Here is a 23,139-nt window from a genome sequence, read left to right as displayed (position 1 = left end):
GTCTGAGCAACTTTATAGACTGGTGTTCTGATGACGCCCGGCAATAAGAGGCAAGCCCTGCCCGACCGCGTTCGTTCCCGCCCACCCGACCCGCTGCCGCTCGCACCCCTCATCGATGCCCACACCCATCTGGATGCGTGCGGCGCGGTCACCGGCCAGGACGTGCGCGCCATGGTCGACCGTGCCGAGTCCGTCGGTGTGGGGCGCGTGGTGACGGTGGCCGACGATATGGAATCGGCCCGATGGGCAGTCTCGGCCGCTGCCGGAGATCCGCGGGTGTACGCCGCCGTTGCCTTGCATCCGACACGCGCAGGTGACCTCACCGACGATGCACGCGGAGAGTTGGAAAAGCTGGCCGCGCATCCCCGCGTCGTCGCGATCGGGGAGACGGGTTTGGACCTCTATTGGCCGGGCCGATTGGAGGGTTGTGCGGAGCCGTCGGTTCAACGCGAGGCATTTGCTTGGCATATTGAGCTGGCTAAGCGGACGGGCAAGCCGCTGATGATTCACAACCGCGACGCCGATGCCGAAGTGCTCGATGTGCTCAAGTCTGAAGGCGCGCCGGCCTCGGTTATCTTCCACTGCTTCTCATCGGACGCTGAGATGGCCAAAAAGTGTGTCGCTGAGGGCTGGATCTTGAGCCTGTCGGGGACGGTGAGTTTCAAGAACGCGCGAGCACTGCGGGAGGCCGCCGTACTCATTCCCGACGAACAACTGCTGGTAGAGACCGATGCGCCCTACCTGACGCCCCATCCCTACCGGGGTGCGCCGAACGAGCCGTACTGTCTGCCGTACACCGTCCGTGCCCTTGCGGAAATAACCGGGCAACACCCCGAGCGATTAGCGACGGCGTCCACCGCGACGGCACTGCGGGTGTTCAAGATTGTTGATGAGTTGCCTCCGTGCGATGCTTTCGTTACCGTGTCGTGATCAGATCGCCGGGTTTCGTCATTGTTGACTTCCGGTATCGACGCACCGAAACGAACGCAGGAATCTCCTACTCGTGAATGCACTGACGAAGCTCAACGCAACGCGATCGCCCTTGCTACGCGCCCTTGTGGCGGCCCTGCTGGTGGTGATCGGCGCGGGCGGTGGCTACGCCATCGCGGCGCACAAGACCCTGACTCTCAACGTCGACGGAAACGCCATGACGGTCACCACCGTCAAGTCACAGGTATCCGAGGTCCTCGCCGACTACGGATACGCGCTGTCCGACCGTGACGATGTCGCTCCCGCCAAGCACGATTCGGTGCGCAACGGGGACACCATTGTTCTCAAGCGTTCGCGTCCGCTGGACATCTCCGTGGATGGGCAGGGCACCCAGCAGGTCTGGACCACCGCCAACACGGTGAACGACGCGCTGTCTCAGCTGTCGATGACCGACACCGCCCCGACCGCCGCCACCCGCGGCAGTCGTCTCCCGCTGGAGGGCATGTCGCTGGCGGTCGTGAGCGCCAAGACCGTGCAGCTCAACGACGGCGGCACGATCAGTACCCCGCGCATCGCGGCTCCGACCGTGGGGGCGCTCCTGGAGGCCACCGGTAACCCGCTGCAGCAGTTCGACACCGTTGATCCCGCGCCGAGCACCCCGGTGACGGCCGATATGCCGATCACCGTGACGCGCATCCGGGTCACCAAGGTGACCGAGCAGGCGCCGCTGGCCCCGACTCCGCAGAAGATTGAAGACGCCGAGATGAATATGAGTCGCTCGGTCGTCGAAGATCCGGGCGCGCCCGGATCCCAGGACATCGTGTACTCGGTGCTCTCGGTCAATGGCCGCGAGACCGGACGGATGCCGGTGTCCAACAACGTGCTGACACCCGCTCGTGACTCGGTGCTTCGGGTCGGCGCCAAGCCGGGCACCGAGGTTCCGACAGTGACCCGTGGATCGGCGTGGGATGCGCTGGCCTCATGCGAGGCCGGTGGCAACTGGGCCATCAACACGGGTAACGGTTTCTACGGCGGCGTGCAGTTCGATTACGGAACCTGGTTGGCGCACGGTGGCGCCAAGTACGCGCCGCGTGCCGATCTCGCGACGCGTGAGGAGCAGATCGCCATCGCCGAGAAGACGTTGGCCGCGCAGGGTTGGGGAGCTTGGCCGGTGTGCAGTGCGAGGGTTGGTGCCCGCTGACCATCAGGCTGCTCGGCCGCACCGAGATCCGACAACTGGCCAAGGATCTCGATTTCCGACCGACGAAGACGCTGGGCCAGAATTTTGTTCACGACGCCAACACCATTCGGCGGATTGTGTCGGCATCGGGTGTCGGTAAAAGCGATCACGTCATCGAAGTGGGCCCGGGTCTGGGCTCGCTGACGCTGGGGCTGCTCGACAAGGGTTGCACGGTGACCGCGGTCGAGTTGGATCCGGTGCTGGCGCGGCGCCTTCCGGCGACCGTCAAGGAACACTCGCATAGCGAGTTCAACCGGTTCTCGGTGATTCACCAGGACGTACTGAAACTCACCCCCGCCGATATCTCCGGGGAGCCCCCGACGGCGATGGTGGCCAATCTGCCGTACAACGTCGCGGTGCCTGCATTGCTGCGGATTCTCACCGAATTCGACTCGGTGAAGACCATTTTGGTGATGGTCCAGTCCGAGGTCGCCGATCGGCTTACGGCCGAGCCGGGTTCCCGGATTTATGGTGTGCCCAGCGTCAAGGTGCGCTATTTCGGCAAGGTGAAGCGTCTCGGCACGGTATCTCCTGCCGTGTTCTGGCCGATTCCGCGGGTGTACTCGGGCCTGGTGCGCATCGACCGGCATCCGGACGCGATATGGCCTTCCGATGCCGGGTTCCGCAAGGAGCTCTTCGATCTCATCGACATCTCGTTCGCTCAGCGCCGCAAGACCTCTCGTAACGCATTCGCCGAATGGGCGGGCTCGGGTGACGAATCGGCGCGCCGGCTGTTGGCCGCCAGCATCGATCCGGCACGTCGCGGTGAGACGTTGGACGTCGCAGATTTCGCCCGCCTGCTGGAGCGTTCGTCGATCGTCTAGGTGCTATTTGTCGCCGAGGTTGGGCGGGTCGTCCATCATCGGCGTCTCGGCGATCACCGGGTACTGCCCGGTGTAGCCGACCCGCTCACGAGCCAGCTGCATGACGCGTTCCCTGGACAGGTACCAGCCGACGATGAGCAGTGGCGTGAAGATCGCCAGAGCCACCAGGTTCCAATAGTTTTCGTAACACATGAGCGCAAGCACCACCACCAGGAAGACCAGCGTCGCATACCCGGTGTAGGGGGCGCCGGGCATCTGGAACTTGCCGCGCCGCAGGATGCCGCGCTGCGACCATTGGTACAGCCGCAGCTGACAGATGACGATGGTGGCCCACGAGGCGATGATTCCGAGCGCGGCCACATCCAGCGCAGTCTCGAATGCCTTAGCCGGGATGACCATGTTCATGAAGACGCCGACCACGGTGAAGCATGCGGTGAGCGCGATGCCGGCAAAGGGAACGCCATTGGATGTCATGCGGGACAACAGCTGTGGTGCGCTGCCATTCATGGACATGGATCGCAGGATGCGGCCCGTGCTGTAGAGGCCCGCGTTCAGGCTCGATAGTGCGGCGGTCAGCACCACGAAGTTCATGATGTCACCGGCGTAGGGCAGACCCACGCGGGAAAAGAACGTCACGAACGGGCTCTCGCCCTCTTTGTACAGGGTGTATGGCAGTAGCAGCGCCAGCAGAATCAATGAGCCGACATAGAACACGGCGATGCGGACAACCACGGCGTTGATGGCCTTCGGCATGACCTTCTCGGGATTCTCGGTCTCGCCCGCCGCGGTGCCCACCAATTCCACGGAGGCATAGGCAAAGACCACTCCGGAGGTAACCACCACCAGGGCCAGTAACCCGGTGGGAAAGAGCCCACCGTTGTCGGCGAGTATCGAGGGCCCGGTGGCGGCACCCTCGACGGTGAACCGCCCCGCCAAGAACACGATACCGACAATCAAGAATGCCACCAGTGCAACGACTTTGATGAGTGCGGCCCAGAACTCCATCTCGCCGAACAGCTTGACGCTGATCATGTTCATGGTGAGCACGATGACCAGAGCGATCAGCGCGATGGTCCACTGCGGGATGGCCTTGAAGCTACCCCAATAGTGCATGTAGAGGGCGATGGCGGTGACGTCCACGATCGAGGTGGCCGCCCAGTTCACGAAGTACATCCATCCGGCGACGTAAGCTGCCTTCTCCCCGAGGAATTCGCGTGCATACGACACGAAAGACCCTGAGGACGGGCGGTGCAGCACCAGCTCGCCCAGGGCGCGCAGCATGAAGAAGACGAACACGCCGCAGACGGCGTACACGAGCCATAGGCTGGGCCCGGCCTCGTGTAAACGTTTTCCGGCGCCCATGAACAGGCCGGTGCCGATGGCGCCGCCGATCCCGATCATCTGGACTTGGCGGTTCTTCAGGCCCTTGTGATATCCCTCGTCCTCGCGCGCGAGGCCCGACGTATCGTAATTAGCTGGAGATGCCATGGGGCGACGGTACCGGGGATTAGGTCATCGCGTGTGTCAAAAGTGTTATGAACTCTGTACATGTCGGATATCGGCTTAACGGATCCTTGGCCATGGCCTTGGCGACGATGGAATCGAAAGCTCGCGGGATGTGCTTATGGCGGTACGAGATAGGCCAGGGCGTGGCATGGAGATGCAGGTCGGCGAGCTTCATCGCGGTGCGCGCGATGAATGGCGGTTTGCCATCGAACAGCTCAACCGCGGTGCAGGCTAGTGCGTACTGATCCGTGGCCGCCGTGACAGGTTGCCCGCGCAGCACCTCGGGCGCGGCGTAGGGCAGGGAGGTTTGCACGACCGGCCGGCGCGGACCGTCCGCGAGGACGAGTTCCTGGGCGATGCCGAAATCGGTGAGTACGGCGCTACCGGAGTGCCTGCGCATGATGTTGGACGGTTTCACATCGCAATGCACCACCTGGGCGTCGTGGATGAAGTCGAGGGCTCCGGCGATCTGTTGTAGGACAGCGAGTTTGATGGGCACGATCCAGCTCTGATCTGTGCCCACCAAGTCTTTCGCCGAGCCGCCGGGGAGTGCCTCCATGGCCAGCCAGTCCTCACCGCGTTCGTAGACCGTGACGATGCGGGGATGTGAGAACCGTTGGGCCAATTCGAATTCTCGCTGCAACCGGTCGATGTTCTCCGGATTTCGATGCCGTGGATCCAGCACCTTCAGCGCGATTATTGGCGCGTTGTCGTCATCGTCGCGGTGCGCCAGGTAGACCTGTGCCGTCCCGCCACGGCCCGCAAGGGAGTCGATGACGTAGCCGTTGAATTCGCCACCCGGTACAGGCATGCACCGAGGGTGTCACGAGTCGCCCAGGGTGGTGACGAATTTCGGCCTAGTACGCGTGTCTGGGGTATTCCGAAGAGACTCCGGTCACCGGATCTGTTCCCGTACCGACCGGCGCCGGGGGAGGCGGCGGTACGGCTGCTGCCGGCTGTGGTGTCCTCGGCGGCGGCGGCAGCGGCCGGGTGCGCACGTTCAGCGGCCACCAGAACCAGCGGCCCAGCAGGGTCGCGATCGCCGGTGTCATGAACGACCGCACCACCAGGGTGTCGAACAACAGTCCCAGACCGATGGTGGTACCGACCTGACCGATGATCGTCAGGTCGCTGATGGCCATGGCCATCATGGTGAAGGCGAAGACCAGACCGGCAGAGGTCACCACACTGCCGGTACCGCCCATAGCCCGGATCATGCCCGTCTTCAAGCCGCCCGGCAGTTCTTCTTTGAGTCGGGAGACCAGTAGCAAGTTGTAGTCGGAACCCACCGCAAGCAGGACGATGACCGCCATTTGCATGACCATCCAGTGCAATTCCTGCCCCAGGATGTACTGCCAGATGATGACCGACAAGCCGAATGACGCGCCCAGGGATAGCAGCACGGTGCCGACGATCACCAGCGAGGCCACGAAGCTTCGCGTGATGAGCAGCATGATCAGGAAGATCAGGCACAGTGCGGAGATGCCGGCGATCATCAGGTCGTATCGGGCGCCGTCGGACATGTCCTTGAATGTCGCTGCGGTGCCGCCCAGTTCGATCTTGGCGTCCTCCAGAGGCGTGCCCTTGACCGCCTCGATCGCGGCCAGCTTGATGGGTTCGATATGTGAAAGTCCCTCGGGCGAGGTGGGATCACCGCGATGGGAGATGATCATGCGCAGCGTCTTGCCGTCGGGGGACAAGAACATCTTGAGACCACGTTTGAAGTCCGGGTTGTCGAAGATCTCCGGCGGCAGGTAGAACGAGTCGTCGTTCTTGGCCTTGTCGAAGGCCCTGCCCATGGCGGTCGAGTCCTTGCTCGTCTCGTCCTGTAGGTCGTACATGCCCGCCATGGTGCTGTGCATCGTCAACATCATGTTCTGCATCGATTCCATGAGCGGGATCATGTCTCGCATGTCCGCCACCATCTGGGGCATGATGACGTCCATCTTCTCCATGGAGACGACCATGCCGTCCATGTTCTCGGTGAGCTCGTCGATCTTGTCGAGCACCTCGAAGATCGACCGGAACGCCTGACAGATCGGGATGTCGAAGCAGTGCTTCTCCCAATAGAAGTAGTTCTTGATGGGGCGGAAGAAGTCGTCGAAATTCTCGAGGCTGTCCCGCATGTCGTGAATGGTGCCCTGCAGGTGATGCATGTCGCCGATCATCTGGTGCATCACGCCGGTGAGCTCGGTCATGTTGGCCAGCATCTTTTTCATGGTGGCCACCATGAGTCCCATTTGGTCGGCTTGGACCTTCATGTCGGCCATCCGGTCCTTCATCAGCTTCAGATTCTGAACTTGGCCGACGCCTTGGGCGCTGATGAGGAAGGGGATGGAGCTGTGTTCGATCGGGGTGCCCTGGGGGCGGGTAATCGCTTGCACGCGTGCGATACCCGGTACCTTGTAGACGGCCTTGGCCAGCTTGTCGATGACCAGGAAGTCCGCGGAGTTCCGCATATCGTGATCGGACTCCAGCACCAGCATTTCCGGGTTCATCCGGGCCGGGTCGAAGTGCCGGTCGGCGGCCTGGAAGCCCTGATTAGCCGGGATGTCCTTGGGGATGTACTTCTTGTCGTCGTAGCTGGTCTGGTAGCCGGGAAGTGCGGCCAGTCCGATGATGGCGATCGCCATCGAGGCGGCCAGGATGGGCCCGGGCCAGCGCACGATCGCGGCGCCGATGCGGCGCCAGGAGCGAATGCGCATGGCGCGCTTGGGCTCGAATAGCCCGAACTTGCTGCCGATGGTGATCAACGACGGTCCCAGGGTGAGGGCGACGGCGACGGCCGTCAGGACCGCTACGGCGCAGGGCACGCCCATGGTCTGGAAGTAGGGCATGCGCGTGAAGCTCAGGCAGTACATGGCGCCCGCGATCGTCGACCCCGTGCCTACGATGACATGCGCTGTGCCATGGAACATCTCGTAGTAGGCGGCTTCGCGATCCAGCCCGTTGACGCGGGCTTCCTGATAGCGACCGATCAGGAAGATGGCATAGTCGGTTCCCGCCGCGATGACCAGCACCACCAGGAGATTCACCGCGAAGGTGGACAGTCCGATGATGTGGTTGTCGCCGAGTACCGAGATCATCCCGCGTGCGGCGCCCAGTTGGATGCCCACCATGAGGAGCACCAACAGCACGGTGAAGATCGACCGGTAGAAGAACAGCAGCATCACGATGATGACGATGAAGGTCAGTCCGGTGATCTTGATCATGCTGCTGTCGCCGGCATGGGCCAAATCGGTCTGCAGCGCGGCGGGACCGGTGACATAGACCTTGAGGCCGTCCGGCATCGGCTTCGCGTTGCCGTGCTCATCCGTCGTCAGTTTCTTGATGACGTTGCGCACGGACTCGATCGATTCGTTCGCGAGCGTCTCGCCCATGTCGCCGGCGAGGTTCAGCTGGACGTAGGCGGCCTTGCCGTCGGTGCTTTGCGCACCGGACTCGGTGAGCGGATCGCCCCAGAAGTCCTGAACGTGCTGAACGTGTTTGGTGTCGGCGCGCAGCTGCGACACCATCTCGTCGTAGAACTTGTGCGAGCCGGGGCCCAGCGGTTGGTCGCCCTCCAGCACGATCATGGCTGCGCTGTTGGAGTCCGACTCTTGGAAGAGCCGCCCCATGTTCTTCATTGCCTTCATGGACGGCGCGTCGTTTGGGCTCAGCGAAACGGTGTTCGCTTGAGCCACCTGTTCCAGCTGGGGCGCCGAAAGAGCGAGGACGACCACGACCGCCACCCAGCCGATGACGATGGGTATTGCCAGGCGCCGAATCCATTTGGCGATGAAGGTGGGCTCGCCGTTGGCGTGTGCCCCGCTCATGCGGACTTCACAAAGCAGTAGACGTAGGCGCTCACCTCGTTGGTATACCTCTCGTCTTTTACCTCGCCATTGGCCGTGATGCGGCAGCCCAGTTCGTCGGCATTGCGGGTTTGGGCCAGGATGTTTCCCGTCATCGACGGTGCCGTCGTAACGATCTCAATCGACCACGGTAGCGCCGCACCGTTGATCTGGTGGGGCTCCCCTTCTTTGTCGATGTAGTTGATGTCCGCGATGGTTCCGGGCGGGCCGTAGATGTCGTAGACCACGTGCTTGGGCTTGGAGTTGTTTTTGTCGTCGGTCATGCTGCCGGCGTAGGTGGGCAGCTGATGAGAGCCGAAGATGCCGCGAATCCGCCATACCGCGAAGCCTGCGATGGCGAGGACGAGCACCATCACCACTGGGATCCAAGCCCGCTTCAATGCGCTGAGAATCGCAGGACCCCTTCACCCGTTGCTGTCGACCAGATCGATTACCCGAAAATGCATGAAGCCTTCGCGCATACGTATAACGCATAGCGTGTGCGTTACAGCAACCTACCAGCGGGTAAGTGTGCCCGCAAGTCACACGCCGTGCGTTATCTTGAGATGGATGACACACCTAGGTTTCCGGCGCGCGCGTTCCGAGGAGAACAAGCGTCAACGTGCGGCAACGATCGTGGAAGCCGCACGTTCGCTGGCGTTGGAGTCCGGTGTCGCGTCGGTCACTCTCACCGGTTTGGCCCATCGCGCCGGTGTCCACCATTCCGCGGTGCGCCGCTACTTCAGCTCCCATAAGGAGGTGCTGCTGCGGCTCTCGACGGAAGGCATGGCCGCCCTCGCCGAGTCCGTGTGCGCGGCATTGGACGGTTCACCAGAGCGCTCGCCCGCAGACGTCGGTGCGGTGCTGTCGAGTTCTCTCATCGCGGCGCCGCTGTTCTGCGATCTGCTGGGCAGCCAGTATCTGCATCTCGAGCACGAGGTGGAGCTCGACCATGTCCGTGAGGCCCAGCGTGCCAACCAGACGGCCGCGATGACGATCGTCGAGGCAATAGAACGTGCGGTGCCGGAACTCGACCGCAAGGGTGCGCTCGACATCGTCACGTCGGCCTTCGCGCTCGCCGGGATGCTGTGGCAGTTCACGCATCCTCCCGAGGGACTCGAGCACGATTTCGGCGAAGAGCCGGGCTTTCCGGAGGATTGGGACACGGATTTCGCCAGCACGCTCACGCGGCTGCTGACTGCCACGTGCATCGGGGCCGCGAAAAGGCCTTAGGCGTGGAGGCGCTTCTCGAACCAGTGGTGTGCGTACTTCTCGTCGTTGAATGCGGCGATCTCGTCATAGCCTGCCGAGCGGTACATGGCGATCGCCTCGGTGAGCGCCCGATTGGTGTCCAGGCGGACCGCGTGGGCGCCGTGCGTCATCGCCTGCCGCTCCAATTCGGCGAGAATTCGTTTCCCGAGCCCCATGCCGCGGACGCTGGGGGAGATCCATACCCGTTTGATCTCGGCCGTCTCGATGATCTGGCCGGCGTTCCGGAGCAGCTTCAGTCCGCCGCAGCCGACGGGCTCCTCGTGCAGGGTCGCGACGAGAAACAGCCCGGCGGGTGCGGAGAGTTCGGCGTCCCCGGCGGGCAGCGCCAACGCGGGGTCGAACCCGTCTTCGAGCCGGGTGGCAATCTCCTCGAAGTAGGCGCGAATGCAGTACCGGGCCTCGGGTGAGCGGGTGTCCATGACGGCGATCTGAACCTGTGAGGCCACGAAGAGTCTTTCGACCTCGGCCATGGCGTCGGCGAGCCGTCGCCGCTGGTTCTCGCTCAGTGGTTCCAGGATCGAACGTGCCAGGTCATCGGAGCGGTGATCAAGTTCGGACAGTTCGGCGCGGCCGGGCCCGGTCAGGTGCGCGGTACGCACCCGGGTATCGCCCCCGGCCGCGGTCACCTCGATGAGGCCGGCGCCCTCCAGCGCCCGCAACAACCTGCTGAGGTATCCGGAGTCCAGGCCCAGGCGGGCCCGCAGCTCGCGGATGTCGCATCCCCCGGAAAGCCCTGAACTGTTGGCCCCGATCCCCCACAGCACCCGGGACTGCCCCAGCGGACGGTCCCGGGCCAGGTATTCGCTCTCGAGGACGCCTATCCGTTGGGTGACGGTTCTGTTGAAGCTGCGCAGGCCGTCGACCAGGGCATCTGTCATTTACCTGACTTTAGTCAGGTAAAGCCGCGATGTCTTCGTTGTTTGACGGGTAACGGCCAATTGCGCCGTCAGAACGTACCCTCATGGGCGTGTCCGAGACCGTCTCCGATTGGCTGCCCACCGGCGCGGTGACCGTTCGAGCACCCGGAAAGGTCAATCTGTACCTCGCGGTCGGAGACCTGCGTGAGGACGGCTATCACGAACTGACCACCGTTTTTCATGCGGTGTCGCTGGCCGATGACGTCACGGTTCGGGATGCCGATGTGCTGTCGGTGGATGTCGTCGGACAGGGTGAGGGGACGGTGCCCACCGACGAGCGCAACCTGGCCTGGCGGGCCGCCGAGCTCTTCGCCGAGCATGTCGGCCGCGCCCCCGACGTCTCGATTTTTATCAACAAGGACATCCCGGTTGCCGGGGGTATGGCGGGTGGATCCGCCGATGCGGCCGCGGTGCTGGTCGCGATGAACGAGCTGTGGCACGCCGGTGTGCCTCGCCGCGATCTGCATCATCTGGCCGCTCGGCTGGGCAGCGATGTGCCGTTCGCGTTGCACGGGGGTACCGCCCTCGGTACAGGCCGCGGCGAGCAGCTGGCGACTGTGCTGGCGCGCAATGTCTTTCACTGGGTGTTCGCATTCGCCGACGGCGGTTTGTCGACACCGGATGTGTTCCGGGAGATTGACCGGCTGCGCGAGAACGGTGATCCGCCACGGCTTGACGAGTCCGACGAACTGCTCGGTGCACTCGCTGCCGGTGACGCGCGCCGTTTGGCCCCGCTGCTGGGTAACGAACTGCAGGCCGCCGCGGTGAGCCTTAATCCCGGTCTGCGGCGCACGCTCCGGGCGGGGGAGTCCGCGGGCGCCCTGGCGGGGATCGTGTCCGGTTCGGGGCCTACCTGTGCGTTCTTGTGCACGTCGGCCGAGGACGCGCTGCAGGTGGGTGCCGAGCTGGCCGGCGCGGGTGTGTGCCGGACCGTCCGGGTGGCCAGCGGGCCCGTGCACGGGGCCCAGGTCATCCAGGGCCGCAGCGACGGCTAGACACGCCGAGCAACGCGACACGCCGAACGGCCTGATCACAGTGGGTTTGGCCGTTGATTAAGAAAAGCCTAAGATGCTAGCGGACCATAAGAAGGCACCCGAACTGTCACCTGAACGATATGAATCCGCTGCTACCGGCCCTGCGCGCGCCTACCGCGCGTCGCGGCCCCTGTGGCGGACCATCCGATAAGGACGCGTGACTCGCCCAACAGGCCTAGGCCAGGAGGAACTGTGAGCAGGTTTACCGACGAGTTGTACGCCAACGCGCTATCCAGCGCCAAAGGCATGGTCACCGGCGAACCCGATACTCCTGTTCGGCACACCTGGAAGCAGGTGCACGAGCGCGCCAAGCAGCTGGCCGGTGGTCTGGCCGCCAAGGGTCTCGGGCCTGACGATGCGATCGGCATGTTGGTGGGCATGCCCGTCGAGATCGCCCCGGCGATCCAGGCCGTGTGGATGCGTGGCGCCTCGCTGACGATGCTGCACCAGCCGACCCCGCGCACCGACCTCGCGGTGTGGGCCGAGGACACCCTCAAGGTTGTCGACATGATCGGCGCCAAGGCCGTCATCGTGTCCGCGCCGTTCGACGCCGCGGCCCCGGTGCTGGAGGAAAAGGGTGTCATCGTCGTCCAGATCAAGGATCTCTGGGATGCCGATCCGATCGAACCCATCGATGCCGACGAGGACGCCGTCGCGCTCATGCAATTAACGTCGGGGTCGACTGGTTCCCCGAAGGCAGTCAAGATCACTCACCGCAACCTGTACGCCAATGCGCACGGCATGTACGTCGCCTCCAAGTACAAGCCCGAGTCCGACGTGATGGTCAGTTGGTTGCCGCTGTTCCACGATATGGGCATGGTCGGATTCCTCACGGTTCCGATGTTCTTCGGCGCCGAGCTGGTGAAGATCACCCCGATGGACTTCATGCGCGATGTTCTGTTGTGGGGCAGGCTGATCGACAAGTACAAGGGCACCATGACGGCCGCCCCGAATTTCGCCTACTCGCTGTTCGCCAAGCGGTTGCGCAACCAGGCCAAGCCGGGTGACTTCGATCTGTCGACGCTGCGGTTCGTGTTATCCGGTGCCGAGCCGGTGGACCCGGCAGTGGTCGAAGACCTGTGTGATGCCGGAAAGCCGTTCGGGTTCAAGCCCTCTGCGATGGTGCCTGCCTACGGTATGGCGGAAACCGCTCTGGCCGTTTCCTTCTCAGAGGTTGAGGCCTCCGGCCTGATCGTCGACGAGGTTGATGCCGACCTGTTGGCCGCGCTGCGCCGGGCGGTTCCCGCCACTCGTGGAAACCTGCGCCACTTGGCGACGCTCGGCCCGCTGCTGCCCGGTATCGAGGCGCGTGTGATCGATGAGGACCTGAATGTGCTGCCTTCGCGCGGCGTCGGCGTCATCGAGTTGCGTGGTGAGTCGGTGACACCCGGTTACGTCACCATGGGTGGATTCCTGGCAGCGCAGGACGAAAACGGTTGGTACAACACGGGTGACCTCGGGTATCTGACCGAGAGGGGCCACGTCGTGGTCTGCGGCCGCGTCAAGGACGTCATCATCATGGCGGGCCGGAACATCTACCCGACCGATATAGAGCGAGCTGCCGGTCGCGTCGAGGGGGTACGGCCGGGTTGTGCGGTCGCCGTGCGCCTGGAGGCCGGCGTTGACCCCAAGAACCAGCGCGAGACCTTCGCGGTCGTGGTGGAGTCCAACGCATTCGAGAATGCGGACGAGGTTCGCCGGATCGAGCAGCAGGTTGCGCACGAGGTTGTTGCCGAGGTCGACGTGCGGCCACGCAATGTGGTGGTACTCGGACCGGGCAGCATTCCGAAGACGCCGTCGGGCAAGCTGCGCCGTTCAACCTCGGTGGCGCTCGTCATCTAGCTGGCGATTCGTTCCGCGAGCAGTGCGACGCCGTCGCCGCTGAGGTCGCCGAGCATCCTTGGCCGACCGGCCAGGACCGATGCGAGCACGGCCGCCGTGCCCTGGACGGCCGGGCCGGAAGGGCCGTAGCTCCAGTCCGCGTCAGTCGCGCGCAGCCGCAGTCCACGTGCGGTGAAGTAGGCGGGCACGAACGGATTCGGCAGCCCCACTTGGGTGTTTAGCACCTGTATGAGAGCATGCACGGGTATCGAGGGCGTATGGCCGAGCGCGAACAAGATATCGAGTTCGTGGACCACGTGATCACCGAGCAGCAGACGGCGCGGAAACAGCTTGCCCACTCCGCTGGGTTGTTCGATGAACCGGCGGTAGTCGCTCACCAACTCTCCGGGCGTCCGCTCGGCAGCCAGATTCCGTGCTGTACGGGTGTTTTCCCGATCGAAGGACCGCTGACGGATGATGCCCACCGTGATGTCCCGCATCGGGGCGCTGCGCCCGATCACCAGATGCGCCAATACTTCATGATTAGACCACTCGGCGCACAGGCTGGGACGCAACCAGTCCGCGATGGTGAGATCCTGCACGGCCTCGAGGAATCTCAGGTCGTTGGCCCGAAGGATGTTAGCGGCCGACATGTAGATGCTCCCGAAGGAATAGGGTCTGATCAGCGAGGGCGCGTTCCAGCACCGGCGAGTGATAGATGTCGAAATGGTCGGATTCGTAGTGGAACTCGGTACCGCGAGGCGCTCGACGGGCCACCCGCTCGGCGTATCGGGGATTCATGAGTCCCTCGCGGTCGCAGACGCACACCATCAACGGAGCGGTGATCTCTCCTGCGCGCTGAAGGGCGGTGGTGAACACCAGGGTGAAGGCGTCGGCGGCCGCCATCCGATTGTCGAACTCGTAGCCCGGCGGGCAGGTCGACTCCCATCCCGCCAGGGCGCCGTCCACGCTTACCAGCGCCGGGCTCCCAGGCGGTCCGACGATGGGCATATATCGCCGCGGCCGGCGGAATGCCTTGCGCAGCAGATCATCAATGATCGCGGGGCCGAGGCGCAGCATCGACCCAAGGCCGGACCTACGCGCCGCTCCCGGTCCGTGCACGATCGGGCACTGGATGACCGCGGCGGCAAGGTCGGTGCGGGACGCCGCGACCAGTGCTACGTGCATAGAGCCGAGGCTGGTGCCCCACAGCGCGATGCGAGCACGATCGATGTCGGGATGGTTCTGCAGGAAGGCGATGGCGGACTCGACATCGTGGCGCTGCTTGCGCATCGAGAACTGCTGACGCGGGGATCCTTCCGAGGCGCCGGTGTATCGGTAATCGAACGCCAGCGTGGCGATGCCGGCCGCTGCGAAATGCTGCTCATACTGCGGCAACATCATGTCGTGGGTGGCCCCCAAGCCGTGTACCAGCAGGACCGCGGGGTGCGGACCAGGTCCGGTAGGGCGGGTGAGCCAGCCCGTGCACCGGATGCCTCCGGAGGAGAATTTGAGGCGCTCTGTGGTTGATGTGTTCATCGTGAAGACCTTCCATAAGTACGATGTACGTGTACAGTGGAGATTGCAATACGTACGATGTACTTGTCAAGGGGATCGATGAAAGCGCGCTTCACGCGAGACGAAATAGCAGCCACCGCATTGGAACTCGTGGATGCCAGGGGGCTGTCGGCGCTGAGCATGCGATCGTTGGCGACGGCACTGGGCACCGGGCCGATGACGCTCTACAACTACGTCACGGATAAAGAAGGCCTGGAAGAGTTGGTGGTGATGGCCGTGCTTGCCACGGTCCCGGCGCCCGGGTCATCTGCCGACTGGCGCACCGATGTCGAACGGATCGCTCGTGGCATCTGGAGCGCGGTGCGTAAGCATCCCGCCGCCATTCCGTTGGTGCTTACGCGCCGGATGTCCTCGCCTGCGGGGTTCGCCGTGATCGATGCGCTCATCGCTGCCCTGGGGCGCGGCGGGCTCGAAGGGGAAACCAGGCTGGCTGCCTTTCGCGCGGTGTTGGGTTTTGCGCTTGGCTCCGCGCAGGCCGGTCTGGGGGCCGACCCTCAGGGCGCGGCCACGCAGATTGGCGCGGCGGCCCGCGATGACTATCCGAGTGTGGCGGCGCTCGCCGAGGTTGCGCAACAAACCAGTCCTACAACCGAATTCGAGCTAGGCGTCGCCATGCTGCTTGATGGCATCGCACTGCGGGCTACCACGAAACGGAGTCGACGATGATGCGAACAGGTGCCATCCGATATGCGACGGCCAATCGATTCGAGCCGCCGCGGCCGGTCACTGGCGAGAGTCCGTCCAGTGGCGCGATCTGTCCGCAGTCGCCGTCACGGCTGGAAAGCGTTATGGGAGCGTATGGTCCGCGACTGCCACAGAGCGAGGACTGCCTCAATCTCTCGCTCGTCACGCCCGCGTTTGACGCCGCCCGCCGTCCGGTGATGGTGTGGTTACACGGTGGAGCCTTCGTCAGCGGAGGAGGCTTGCAGTCTTGGTACGACGGTGCCCGTCTCTGTCAGGAGCAGGACGTCGTGGTGGTGAGCGTCAACTATCGGTTGGGCGCGTTCGGTTTTCTGTATCTGGGCGGAGTCAGCCCGGGCAATCTGGGGCTACTCGACCAGCTGGAGGCACTGCGCTGGGTGCAGCGTCATATCGCCGACTACGGTGGTGACCCGGCTAATGTCACCGTGTTCGGGCAGTCGGCGGGTGGCCTCTCGACCGCGCTCTTGCTGGGCATGCCCGAGGCGCGTGGACTGTTCCACCGCGCCATCATCCAGAGTGGACCGCTGCTCTCCACCCATCGGCCTCTGCAGGCTGAGGAGTTCGGTCGTGAGCTGGCCGAGGAACTGGCAGCCGATCCACGGTCTGTGAGGCCCGAAGAGCTGTTGCGGGCGACCAGGGCTGTCGTCACGAGCCGTGCGCGATCGCCGTTGTTCATTCCGTTCGCGCCGGTAGTCGGTGTGTATCCGGTGGGCGCGGAACCGTTCACAGTCGACGGCGACGGCCGCGAGGTGATGCAGGGATTCACCCATGATGAGGTGACCGCATTCGGGGTGCCGCTTTGGTTCGCTGCGATGCCGTCGAAGTTGGTCTTGAGCAGACACGTGCGCCGATTTCGGGACCGGCTGGCGGCCACCGGGTCCCGGGTGTTCTCCTATCGGATCGATTGGCAGCCGTCCGGGTCGCCGTTCGGCGCAACGCATTGCATCGAACTGCCCCTGCTTCTTGGCGACCGCGAGTCTTGGGGTGCGTCTCCGATGCTTGGCGACACTCCATGGGACGAGGTGGACCGCTTCGGACGTGCGATGCGTGCGGCGTGGGCGTCGTTCGCACGCAACGGAACCCCTGATATCGACGAGTTGGCCGGCTGGCCGATCGCGCTCAGGCGCGAGAAGTAATCACTCGAACGGGACAGGTGGCATCCTGACCACCTGGGCGGCGTAGCTCAGTCCGGCGCCGTATCCGATGAGTAGGGCCAGGTCACCCGGCTTGGCGGCGCCGGTCGACAGCAGGCCCTCCATGGCCAGCGGAACCGAAGCCGCAGAGGTATTGCCGGTGTGCTCGATGTCGTTGGCGATCACCGCATCCGAACGTAGATGCAGGTTCTTGGCGAGCAACTCGTTGATCCGGCTGTTGGCTTGGTGCGGGACGAAGACGTCGATATCCTCCGGGCCCACCTTGGCCGCTTCCAGGGCGCGCTGCCCCACCTTGCCCATTTCGAATGCGGCCCAACGGAATACCGAGGTTCCTTCGATGCGCAGATACGGGCGCGGGCCCTCCGGATCGGGTGCCGCCGCGAAGTCCATCCAGTCGATGTCCTGACGAATGGCGTTGGCCTGACTGCCGTCGCTGCCCCATACCGTGGGTCCGATGCCCTGCTCGGCGGTCTCGCCGACGACGACGGCGCCGGCCCCGTCACCGAAGATGAAACAGTTACCTCGGTCCGTCATATCCAGTGCGGGGGAGAGCTTTTCCGAGCCGATGACCAGTACCTTGCTGGCGCTGCCACCGCGGATCATGTCGCCCGCCACGCCCACCGCGTATCCGAAACCGGCGCAGCCTGCGGACAGATCGAACGCCGGGACGCCCTGAGCCCCCAAAGCGGTGGCGACGGCCGGTGCGGACGCCGGGGTCTGCAGGTAGTGGGTGCTGGTGGCGACGATCACGGCGTCGATTTCCGCGCCGGTCAGCAGGGCATTCGCGATGGCCCTACGTCCGGCCTCGATGGATAGGGTTTGGGCGGATTCGTCGTCGGCGGCGAACCGGCGGGTCTTGATCCCGGTGCGGGTGTAGATCCACTCGTCCGAGGACTCGATGTGCTCGCAGATCTCTTCGTTGGTGACGACGCGTTCGGGACGGTACGCCCCCAGGCTGAGCAGGCCGATCTTGTTGACGCCGGTGATCTCCGCGATGTCGGTCATGAGGAGACCATAGCGGCACCATCCGGGCGTCTAGGTCCAGGCATGCACCTGATTCTGTGCGGCCTCCAGGCCCAGGCGGATCAGGAGCTCGGTGGCATCGATGCCCTGCTCACACAGGAGGGGAACCTGCTCGGTCTCCGCCTTGGCGAAATTCTCCAGCACGTACGTGGCCGGGTCCTTGCGGCCGGGTGGCCGCCCGACGCCTAGGCGAATCCGCAGATAGTCCTTGGTGCCCAGTGACTGAGACACCGAGCGCAGTCCATTGTGGCCGCCCTCGCCGCCGCCGAGCTTGAGCCGCACGGTTGCGAAATCGAGGTCCAGCTCGTCGTGTATCACGATGACGTTCCCCGGGGGAACCGAAAAGAACTTCGCCAGCGCGGCCACCTGGGGGCCGGAAGTGTTCATGAACGTGCGCGGCTTGGCCAGATTCACGGCCCGGCCGCCGAGGCGAATCGTTGTCGCCTCGGCGCCGGACTTCTTGTGCGGCTTGAATGTTGCGCCGTCCTTGGCCGCCAGTAGGTCGGCGACCATGAATCCGAGATTGTGCCGGGTCTTGGCATAGGCCGGCCCGGGGTTGCCCAGGCCGACCACCAGCACGGCATCGTCGGATAGGAGCACGGACTAGTCTGCCTACTCTTCCGTGGAGCCCTCGGCGGCCTCGTCCGCGGCGGGAGCCTCGGCACCTTCGGTGCCGCCACCCTCGGCGTCCATCTCGCTGGCGGTCGGTGCCGCGACGACGTTGACGACCAGGGTCTCGGGATCCGAGATCAGGGTGGAGCCCTTGGGCAGCTCGATCGCTCCGGCGGAGATCTGGGTGCCTGCGGCGAGGCCCTCAACCGACACGGTGAGGAACTCGGGGATCGACATGGCCTCGGCCTCGATCTCCAGGGTGTTGGCGTCCTGAGCCACCAGGGTGCCGCTCTCGGCTTCGCCCTCGACATGGACGTTCACCTCGACGACAACCTTCTCGCCCTTGCGCACGACCAGCAGGTCGGCGTGCAGCAGGTTGCGCCGGATGGGGTGAATCTCGATGGTCTTGGTGAGGGCGAGTTGCTCGCGGCCCTCGATGTCCAGCGTCAGGATGGCGTTGGTGCCGGTGTGGCGCAGCACAGCTGCGAAATCACGAGCAGGCAGGTTCAGGTGCTCGGGGGTGGTGCCGTGGCCGTACAGGACTGCGGGAACCAGGCCGTCGCGGCGCGCGCGGCGCGAGGCGCCCTTGCCGGTGTCCGTGCGGACGGTGACGGCGAGGTTATTGCTGGTGGGGGTGTTCTTCTTGGACATTTGGTCAACTCCTTGCGTTTCGTTAGGCACGGCGCAGGGAGGACATTCCGGGGCGGAGGCCCCGATAAGTACAAGATTCCCGTCGATAACGGTGGGAAGACCCACCCTCGCCGTGACAGCCCGCTCAGAGTAGCCGAGCGCGAACCCGAAAGGCCAATCAGCTCGGGGGTCAGAAAGGGAATGACACCCCGGTGAGCTGCTCGGACAGGTCCCACAGGCCCCTTGCGCTCGCGGCGTCCTGCGCTCTGCGGCTGCGGCCCACGGGCTTGGGGTAGCCCTTGGCCTCGAATGGACCGTCCGGTCCGATGTACGTGTCACCCGGCAGGTCTTGGGACGCGGCGTACAGCGTCGGCAGGGCGCCATGCGCGGCGTCCTGTGCGAAGAGGTTGCCGGTCTTCAACGCGATCTCGAAGATCGGGTTCCCGCTGTGCGACTGCAGCTCGGTGGCGGCGACACCCGGATGGACGGTCAGCGCGCGAACCGGCGATCCGGCCGCGTCGAGGCGGCGCTGCAACTCCTTCGTGAACAGCAGATTGGCGAGCTTGGATGCGCCATACGATCCGGCACGGGTATACCGGCGGCGCTCGTAGTTGAGGTCGGCGAGGTCGACCTTCCCGGCCCGGTGCGCGACGGACGACACCGCGATCACCCGGTCGGTGATCTTGGGCAGCAGCAGATTGGTGAGCGCGAACGCGCCGAGGTGGTTTGTGCCGATTTGGCTTTCGAAGCCGTCGGCGGTCTTGGCCTGCGGCACCATCATGATGCCGGCGTTGTTCACCAGGATGTCGGCGCCCTCGACGGTGTCGGCGAAGGCGCGCACCGAGGCGAGGTCGGCCACGTCGACCTGACGTACCTCGGTGCTTCCGGTGATGGTTGCCTGGGCAGCCTTTCCCTTCCCGGTGTTGCGTACCGCCATGACGACATGGGCGCCCACGCGGGCCAGCTCGCGCGCGGTCTCCAGCCCGAGTCCACTGTTGGCTCCGGTGATGATGACGGTGCGGCCTTCGAATGACGGCAGCTCCGCGGCACTCCATCTGGCATTCGACTTGGTCACGGGAGCTGACCTTAATCGCCAAGGCGGATACCGTCGAGGTGTGACTTTCGAGGCAGACGTCGACGCCTTCCTTTCGGGCTTGAACATCCCGCCCCGCCTACTCGGTATCGGAGAACCCACCCACGGGCCGCAGGAGTTCGGGTATTTGCGCAATCGACTGCTTCGTCACCTTGTGGCCGAGCGTGGTTTCCGGTCGGTGGCGGTGGAGAGCGATGCCGTGGCCGGGTTCGCCGTCGACCGGTACGTGACGACGGGGGAGGGGGCTCTCGAGGACGTGCTCGACGCCGGTTTCAGCCACGGGTTCGGTGCCTACCCCGCGAGCCGCGAGCTCATCGAATGGTTGCGTCATTGGAACACCGATCGCGACCCTGGCGAGCAGGTACGGTTTTACGGTTTCGATGCCACCACCGAGATGATGGCCTCACCGAGCCCGCGCGACACCCTCCTTGCTGTGCACAGGTATCTGTCGGCGAATGGTGCCGCCCTGCCGTATTCGGAGGAGGTGATCACCGATCTGGTGGGTGACGATGCCGCCTGGTCTCATCCGGATGCGATGTTCGATGCCGGCGCCTCGATCGGACGATCGGCTCCGGCACGTCAATTGCGGCTGATCGCCGATGAACTCGTGATCGCATTGGAGATGCACGCCCCGGCGTTGCGTGCTTCGACCTCGCCACAGCAGTTCTGGCGGATGTGCACCATCGCCCGTGCGGCGGTGAGCCTGCTGCGCGCACATTTCGCGATGGCCGACCCTGGCCCGTCCCGCATGTCCACCATGCTGGGCGTCCGGGATGCGCTCATGGCCGAGAATCTGGAGGCGATCGCCGAGGCCGAAATACACAGGGGCCCAACGTTGGTGTTCGCCCACAATGGGCACCTGCAGCGACATCGGACCACGGTGTCCATGGGCCCGGTGCTCTCGAGCTGGTGGTGTGCCGGCGCACTGGTTGCCTCGGCGGGCCGGGTCCCGTATGCGGTCATCGCGGGCGACTTCGGCACTCATGAGGCCACCAACATCGGTGTGCCACACGTTGCCACCTTGCACGGATGGATGTGGAGCTGGGACGGCGACCGGATTCTCTTTCCCGTCACCGAGATTCCCGACGGATTGTCGGCCCGGCGGGACGTGCCACCGCAGTCCGGTTGTTACCCGATCGATCCTGCGCACCTGGAGGGCGTCGACGCCATCGCGTTCGTTCGGAGCCTTACCGCTTTGTGATCCGTAGGCCCTCGGTGAGCGTGGCCACGTCCTGGGACAGTGCCGTGGCCTGCACCTCGGTGGTGGTCACCGTGAGCTGCACGAGGTAGTGCAGCGGCCCGTCCGGCACAATGACATCGCGGTTCCAGGCGTGCACGCGCACGTTCTGGTTGTCGTAGATGCCCTCGATGGCAGCCGACGGGTATCCCTGGAAGTCGTCCAGGGATGAGCTGATCTTCTGAAAGTTCGGGGTGTTCTGCGCGTCGGTGAACCCGTGTTCGGTGATCGCCTTGCGGGCGTCCAAGGGGCCCTCCAGCTTGATCAGATACACCACCGCGCTCGGTGTTCGCCCTTGGTCTGCGCCGGCGGGTTTGTCGGTGATCAGGTAGGCGGGATCGAGTGCGCCCAGGTTCTCCCAGCCCTCCGGCAGTGGTACTTCGACACGAACGTTCGCCGGGCTCTCCGGTGATATCGGGGTGACCGTGACGCCAAGGCCCTGCAGATACTCGTTCATCGACATCGGATTGGCGGCGCCGGGCGCCGGTGAGCTACTCGGCGCTGAGCTACTCGATGCTGAACTGTTTGATGCCGAGCTGTTTGATGAAATAGCTTGTGGTTCCGGTTGTTTCGCATCGCATCCGGCCGTCGCGAGCGCCATGAGGCACCCGGCGACCAGCGCGGCGCTACGCATTCCCGTCGAAAAGTCCTGTTACCGAACCGTTTTCGAAGACCTCGCGGATGGTGCTGGCCAGCAGCGGTGCGATCGACAGCACCGTCAGCTGCGGGAAGCGCTTCTCGTCCCCGATGGGCAGCGTGTTGGTGACGAGCACCTCCCGAGCGCCGCAGTTGGCCAGGCGCTCCGCGGCGGGATCGGACAGCACGCCGTGGGTGGCGGCGATCACGACGTCCTTGGCGCCGGCCTCGTGGAGCAGCCCGACCGCCCCGGCGATGGTGCCGCCGGTGTCGATCATGTCGTCGGTGATGACGCAGGTCTTGCCGGTGACGTCACCGACGACGCGATTGGCCTTGACCTGGTTGGGCACTCGCGGGTCACGGGTCTTATGGATAAAGGCGAGGGGAACGCCTCCTAAGGAGTCGGCCCACTTCTCGGCGACGCGCACACGGCCGGAGTCGGGGGAGACGACGACGACATCTTCGCCGTTGCTCACATAGTGCTCGGCGATATAACCGCACAGCAGTGACTGCGCGCGCATGTGGTCGACGGGTCCGTCGAAGAAGCCCTGGATCTGATCGGTGTGCAGATCGACGGTGACGATGCGGTCGGCTCCCGCGGTCTTGTACAGGTCGGCAACCAGGCGGGCCGAGATCGGCTCACGGCCGCGGTGCTTCTTGTCCTGACGGGCGTAGGGATAGAACGGCAGGATCGCGGTGATGCGTTTGGCACTGCCCCGCTTGAGGGCATCGATCATGATCAGCTGTTCCATCAGCCAGGTGTTCAGCGGTGCCGGATGCGATTGCAAGACAAACGCGTCGCAGCCGCGCACCGACTCCTCGAACCGCACGAAGATCTCGCCATTGGCGAAATCGCGGGCGGTCTGTGCGGTCACCTGGACATCGAGTTCCTTGGCGACCTGTTCGGCCAGTTCAGGGTGCGCGCGACCCGAGAACAGCATCAGATTCTTGCGGTTATCCGTCCAGTCGGTGCTCACGGCGCAGCTAGTCCTCTTGGTTAGGGTCTTGATGGGCTACTGACGGGTACCGCCCCGTCGGGGTAATGGTACGGACCTTTCCCCGGTGGCTGGGAGCGGGTTGCCGGAATTTGAACACGA

The 23,139-nt window shown here is 64.4% G+C and carries 22 protein-coding genes; 9 read left to right on the top strand and 13 right to left on the bottom strand.

Going from position 1 to position 23,139, the window contains the following annotated elements:
- Positions 1-30 precede the first annotated feature (30 nt).
- From AC5Y5C_RS20365 to rsmA, 3 genes are all read left to right on the top strand, one after another.
- Positions 31-930 carry a TatD family hydrolase gene (locus AC5Y5C_RS20365; RefSeq protein WP_499975762.1) on the top strand — a complete coding sequence of 300 codons (900 nt, stop codon included), beginning with the start codon at positions 31-33 and terminating at the stop codon, positions 928-930.
- 73 nt (positions 931-1,003) lie between these two features.
- A complete protein-coding gene (locus AC5Y5C_RS20360; protein ID WP_499975760.1) occupies positions 1,004-2,131 on the top strand; it encodes a resuscitation-promoting factor in 1,128 nt (375 codons plus the stop codon).
- Positions 2,095-2,994, top strand: a complete 900-nt coding sequence (gene rsmA / locus AC5Y5C_RS20355) for a 16S rRNA (adenine(1518)-N(6)/adenine(1519)-N(6))-dimethyltransferase RsmA (protein WP_499975759.1) — start codon at positions 2,095-2,097, stop codon at positions 2,992-2,994. The genes AC5Y5C_RS20360 and rsmA overlap by 37 nt, the downstream gene beginning before the upstream one ends.
- A 3-nt stretch (positions 2,995-2,997) precedes the next feature.
- Here the strand turns inward: rsmA and AC5Y5C_RS20350 are convergent, their stop codons facing one another.
- Genes AC5Y5C_RS20350 through AC5Y5C_RS20335 form a run of 4 tightly spaced genes read right to left on the bottom strand, consistent with a single transcriptional unit; the run spans position 2,998 to position 8,707 of the window.
- Entirely contained in the window at positions 2,998-4,482 is a 1,485-nt protein-coding gene (locus AC5Y5C_RS20350) for an amino acid permease (RefSeq protein WP_499975758.1), read from the bottom strand.
- Between the two features lie 19 nt (positions 4,483-4,501).
- Positions 4,502-5,311 (bottom strand): serine/threonine-protein kinase, encoded by an 810-nt coding sequence (locus AC5Y5C_RS20345; RefSeq protein ID WP_499975756.1) that lies wholly within the window; start codon positions 5,309-5,311, stop codon positions 4,502-4,504.
- Positions 5,312-5,357: 46 nt separating this feature from the next.
- On the bottom strand, positions 5,358-8,315 hold the full coding sequence (locus tag AC5Y5C_RS20340) for an MMPL/RND family transporter (protein WP_499975755.1): 2,958 nt from the start codon (positions 8,313-8,315) through the stop codon (positions 5,358-5,360).
- Positions 8,312-8,707: an MmpS family transport accessory protein gene (locus AC5Y5C_RS20335; protein ID WP_499976104.1), complete on the bottom strand. Its 396-nt coding sequence runs from the start codon at positions 8,705-8,707 to the stop codon at positions 8,312-8,314. Before AC5Y5C_RS20335 ends, AC5Y5C_RS20340 begins: the two co-directional genes overlap by 4 nt.
- A gap of 196 nt (positions 8,708-8,903) precedes the next feature.
- On the opposite strand from AC5Y5C_RS20335, the gene AC5Y5C_RS20330 reads away from it, so the two are divergent.
- Positions 8,904-9,566, top strand: a complete 663-nt coding sequence (locus AC5Y5C_RS20330) for a TetR/AcrR family transcriptional regulator (protein ID WP_499975753.1) — start codon at positions 8,904-8,906, stop codon at positions 9,564-9,566.
- Here the strand turns inward: AC5Y5C_RS20330 and AC5Y5C_RS20325 are convergent.
- Positions 9,563-10,483, bottom strand: coding sequence for a bifunctional helix-turn-helix transcriptional regulator/GNAT family N-acetyltransferase (locus tag AC5Y5C_RS20325; RefSeq protein WP_499975752.1), 921 nt, complete (start codon positions 10,481-10,483; stop codon positions 9,563-9,565). The genes AC5Y5C_RS20330 and AC5Y5C_RS20325 overlap by 4 nt on opposite strands.
- A gap of 83 nt (positions 10,484-10,566) precedes the next feature.
- On the opposite strand from AC5Y5C_RS20325, the gene AC5Y5C_RS20320 reads away from it, so the two are divergent.
- Both AC5Y5C_RS20320 and AC5Y5C_RS20315 read left to right on the top strand, forming a co-directional pair.
- On the top strand, positions 10,567-11,517 hold the full coding sequence (locus AC5Y5C_RS20320) for a 4-(cytidine 5'-diphospho)-2-C-methyl-D-erythritol kinase (protein ID WP_499975751.1): 951 nt from the start codon (positions 10,567-10,569) through the stop codon (positions 11,515-11,517).
- A gap of 231 nt (positions 11,518-11,748) precedes the next feature.
- Positions 11,749-13,398, top strand: a complete 1,650-nt coding sequence (locus AC5Y5C_RS20315; protein WP_499975749.1) for a fatty acyl-AMP ligase — start codon at positions 11,749-11,751, stop codon at positions 13,396-13,398.
- Here AC5Y5C_RS20315 and AC5Y5C_RS20310 read toward each other — a convergent pair.
- Complete coding sequence (locus AC5Y5C_RS20310) at positions 13,395-14,030, bottom strand: maleylpyruvate isomerase family mycothiol-dependent enzyme (RefSeq protein ID WP_499975748.1); 636 nt, start codon at positions 14,028-14,030, stop codon at positions 13,395-13,397. The two genes, AC5Y5C_RS20315 and AC5Y5C_RS20310, sit on opposite strands and share 4 nt — an antisense overlap.
- Complete coding sequence (locus AC5Y5C_RS20305) at positions 14,017-14,916, bottom strand: alpha/beta hydrolase (RefSeq protein WP_499975746.1); 900 nt, start codon at positions 14,914-14,916, stop codon at positions 14,017-14,019. The genes AC5Y5C_RS20310 and AC5Y5C_RS20305 overlap by 14 nt, the downstream gene beginning before the upstream one ends.
- Positions 14,917-14,994: 78 nt before the next feature.
- On the opposite strand from AC5Y5C_RS20305, the gene AC5Y5C_RS20300 reads away from it, so the two are divergent.
- Together AC5Y5C_RS20300 and AC5Y5C_RS20295 are read left to right on the top strand one after the other, a co-directional pair.
- Positions 14,995-15,621, top strand: a complete 627-nt coding sequence (locus AC5Y5C_RS20300) for a TetR/AcrR family transcriptional regulator (RefSeq protein ID WP_499975745.1) — start codon at positions 14,995-14,997, stop codon at positions 15,619-15,621.
- Entirely contained in the window at positions 15,618-16,793 is a 1,176-nt protein-coding gene (locus AC5Y5C_RS20295) for a carboxylesterase family protein (RefSeq protein WP_499975743.1), read from the top strand. Before AC5Y5C_RS20300 ends, AC5Y5C_RS20295 begins: the two co-directional genes overlap by 4 nt.
- Here the strand turns inward: AC5Y5C_RS20295 and AC5Y5C_RS20290 are convergent, their stop codons facing one another.
- The 4 genes from AC5Y5C_RS20290 to AC5Y5C_RS20275 all read right to left on the bottom strand — a co-directional run bounded on the left by AC5Y5C_RS20290 (position 16,794) and on the right by AC5Y5C_RS20275 (position 20,151).
- The gene (locus tag AC5Y5C_RS20290; protein WP_499975742.1) at positions 16,794-17,816 is read right to left on the bottom strand and encodes a beta-ketoacyl-ACP synthase III; all 1,023 of its coding nucleotides are present in this window, start codon (positions 17,814-17,816) and stop codon (positions 16,794-16,796) included.
- A gap of 30 nt (positions 17,817-17,846) precedes the next feature.
- Positions 17,847-18,413 carry an aminoacyl-tRNA hydrolase gene (pth, locus tag AC5Y5C_RS20285; protein WP_499976102.1) on the bottom strand — a complete coding sequence of 189 codons (567 nt, stop codon included), beginning with the start codon at positions 18,411-18,413 and terminating at the stop codon, positions 17,847-17,849.
- Between the two features lie 33 nt (positions 18,414-18,446).
- Complete coding sequence (locus AC5Y5C_RS20280) at positions 18,447-19,097, bottom strand: 50S ribosomal protein L25/general stress protein Ctc (protein WP_499975740.1); 651 nt, start codon at positions 19,095-19,097, stop codon at positions 18,447-18,449.
- A 169-nt stretch (positions 19,098-19,266) separates the two neighbouring features.
- Complete coding sequence (locus AC5Y5C_RS20275; protein WP_499975737.1) at positions 19,267-20,151, bottom strand: oxidoreductase; 885 nt, start codon at positions 20,149-20,151, stop codon at positions 19,267-19,269.
- A gap of 40 nt (positions 20,152-20,191) precedes the next feature.
- On the opposite strand from AC5Y5C_RS20275, the gene AC5Y5C_RS20270 reads away from it, so the two are divergent.
- Positions 20,192-21,370, top strand: a complete 1,179-nt coding sequence (locus AC5Y5C_RS20270; protein ID WP_499975735.1) for an erythromycin esterase family protein — start codon at positions 20,192-20,194, stop codon at positions 21,368-21,370.
- Here AC5Y5C_RS20270 and AC5Y5C_RS20265 read toward each other — a convergent pair.
- Both AC5Y5C_RS20265 and AC5Y5C_RS20260 read right to left on the bottom strand, forming a co-directional pair.
- Positions 21,357-21,956, bottom strand: coding sequence for an LpqN/LpqT family lipoprotein (locus AC5Y5C_RS20265; protein WP_499976101.1), 600 nt, complete (start codon positions 21,954-21,956; stop codon positions 21,357-21,359). The two genes, AC5Y5C_RS20270 and AC5Y5C_RS20265, sit on opposite strands and share 14 nt — an antisense overlap.
- A gap of 76 nt (positions 21,957-22,032) precedes the next feature.
- Positions 22,033-23,019, bottom strand: coding sequence for a ribose-phosphate diphosphokinase (locus AC5Y5C_RS20260; RefSeq protein WP_499975733.1), 987 nt, complete (start codon positions 23,017-23,019; stop codon positions 22,033-22,035).
- Between the last annotated feature and the right edge of the window lie 120 nt (positions 23,020-23,139).

This window comes from Mycobacterium sp. NGS15 (assembly GCF_059813245.1).
The sequence above is the reverse complement of the archived record's forward strand: the minus strand, read 5'-3'. Positions and strand labels throughout refer to the sequence as shown.

Excerpts from the sequence above, each read along its gene's own strand:
- AC5Y5C_RS20350 (WP_499975758.1), bottom strand. The coding sequence starts at position 4,482 with ATGGCATCTCCAGCTAATTACGATACGTCGGGCCTCGCGCGCGAGGAC.
- AC5Y5C_RS20305 (WP_499975746.1), bottom strand. The coding sequence starts at position 14,916 with ATGAACACATCAACCACAGAGCGCCTCAAATTCTCCTCCGGAGGCATC.
- AC5Y5C_RS20295 (WP_499975743.1), top strand. The coding sequence starts at position 15,618 with ATGATGCGAACAGGTGCCATCCGATATGCGACGGCCAATCGATTCGAG.
- AC5Y5C_RS20290 (WP_499975742.1), bottom strand. The coding sequence starts at position 17,816 with ATGACCGACATCGCGGAGATCACCGGCGTCAACAAGATCGGCCTGCTC.
- AC5Y5C_RS20335 (WP_499976104.1), bottom strand. The coding sequence starts at position 8,707 with ATGGTGCTCGTCCTCGCCATCGCAGGCTTCGCGGTATGGCGGATTCGC.
- AC5Y5C_RS20340 (WP_499975755.1), bottom strand. The coding sequence starts at position 8,315 with ATGAGCGGGGCACACGCCAACGGCGAGCCCACCTTCATCGCCAAATGG.
- AC5Y5C_RS20310 (WP_499975748.1), bottom strand. The coding sequence starts at position 14,030 with ATGTCGGCCGCTAACATCCTTCGGGCCAACGACCTGAGATTCCTCGAG.
- AC5Y5C_RS20280 (WP_499975740.1), bottom strand. The coding sequence starts at position 19,097 with ATGTCCAAGAAGAACACCCCCACCAGCAATAACCTCGCCGTCACCGTC.
- AC5Y5C_RS20365 (WP_499975762.1), top strand. The coding sequence starts at position 31 with ATGACGCCCGGCAATAAGAGGCAAGCCCTGCCCGACCGCGTTCGTTCC.
- AC5Y5C_RS20345 (WP_499975756.1), bottom strand. The coding sequence starts at position 5,311 with ATGCCTGTACCGGGTGGCGAATTCAACGGCTACGTCATCGACTCCCTT.
- AC5Y5C_RS20325 (WP_499975752.1), bottom strand. The coding sequence starts at position 10,483 with ATGACAGATGCCCTGGTCGACGGCCTGCGCAGCTTCAACAGAACCGTC.
- AC5Y5C_RS20300 (WP_499975745.1), top strand. The coding sequence starts at position 14,995 with ATGAAAGCGCGCTTCACGCGAGACGAAATAGCAGCCACCGCATTGGAA.
- AC5Y5C_RS20330 (WP_499975753.1), top strand. The coding sequence starts at position 8,904 with ATGACACACCTAGGTTTCCGGCGCGCGCGTTCCGAGGAGAACAAGCGT.
- AC5Y5C_RS20320 (WP_499975751.1), top strand. The coding sequence starts at position 10,567 with ATGGGCGTGTCCGAGACCGTCTCCGATTGGCTGCCCACCGGCGCGGTG.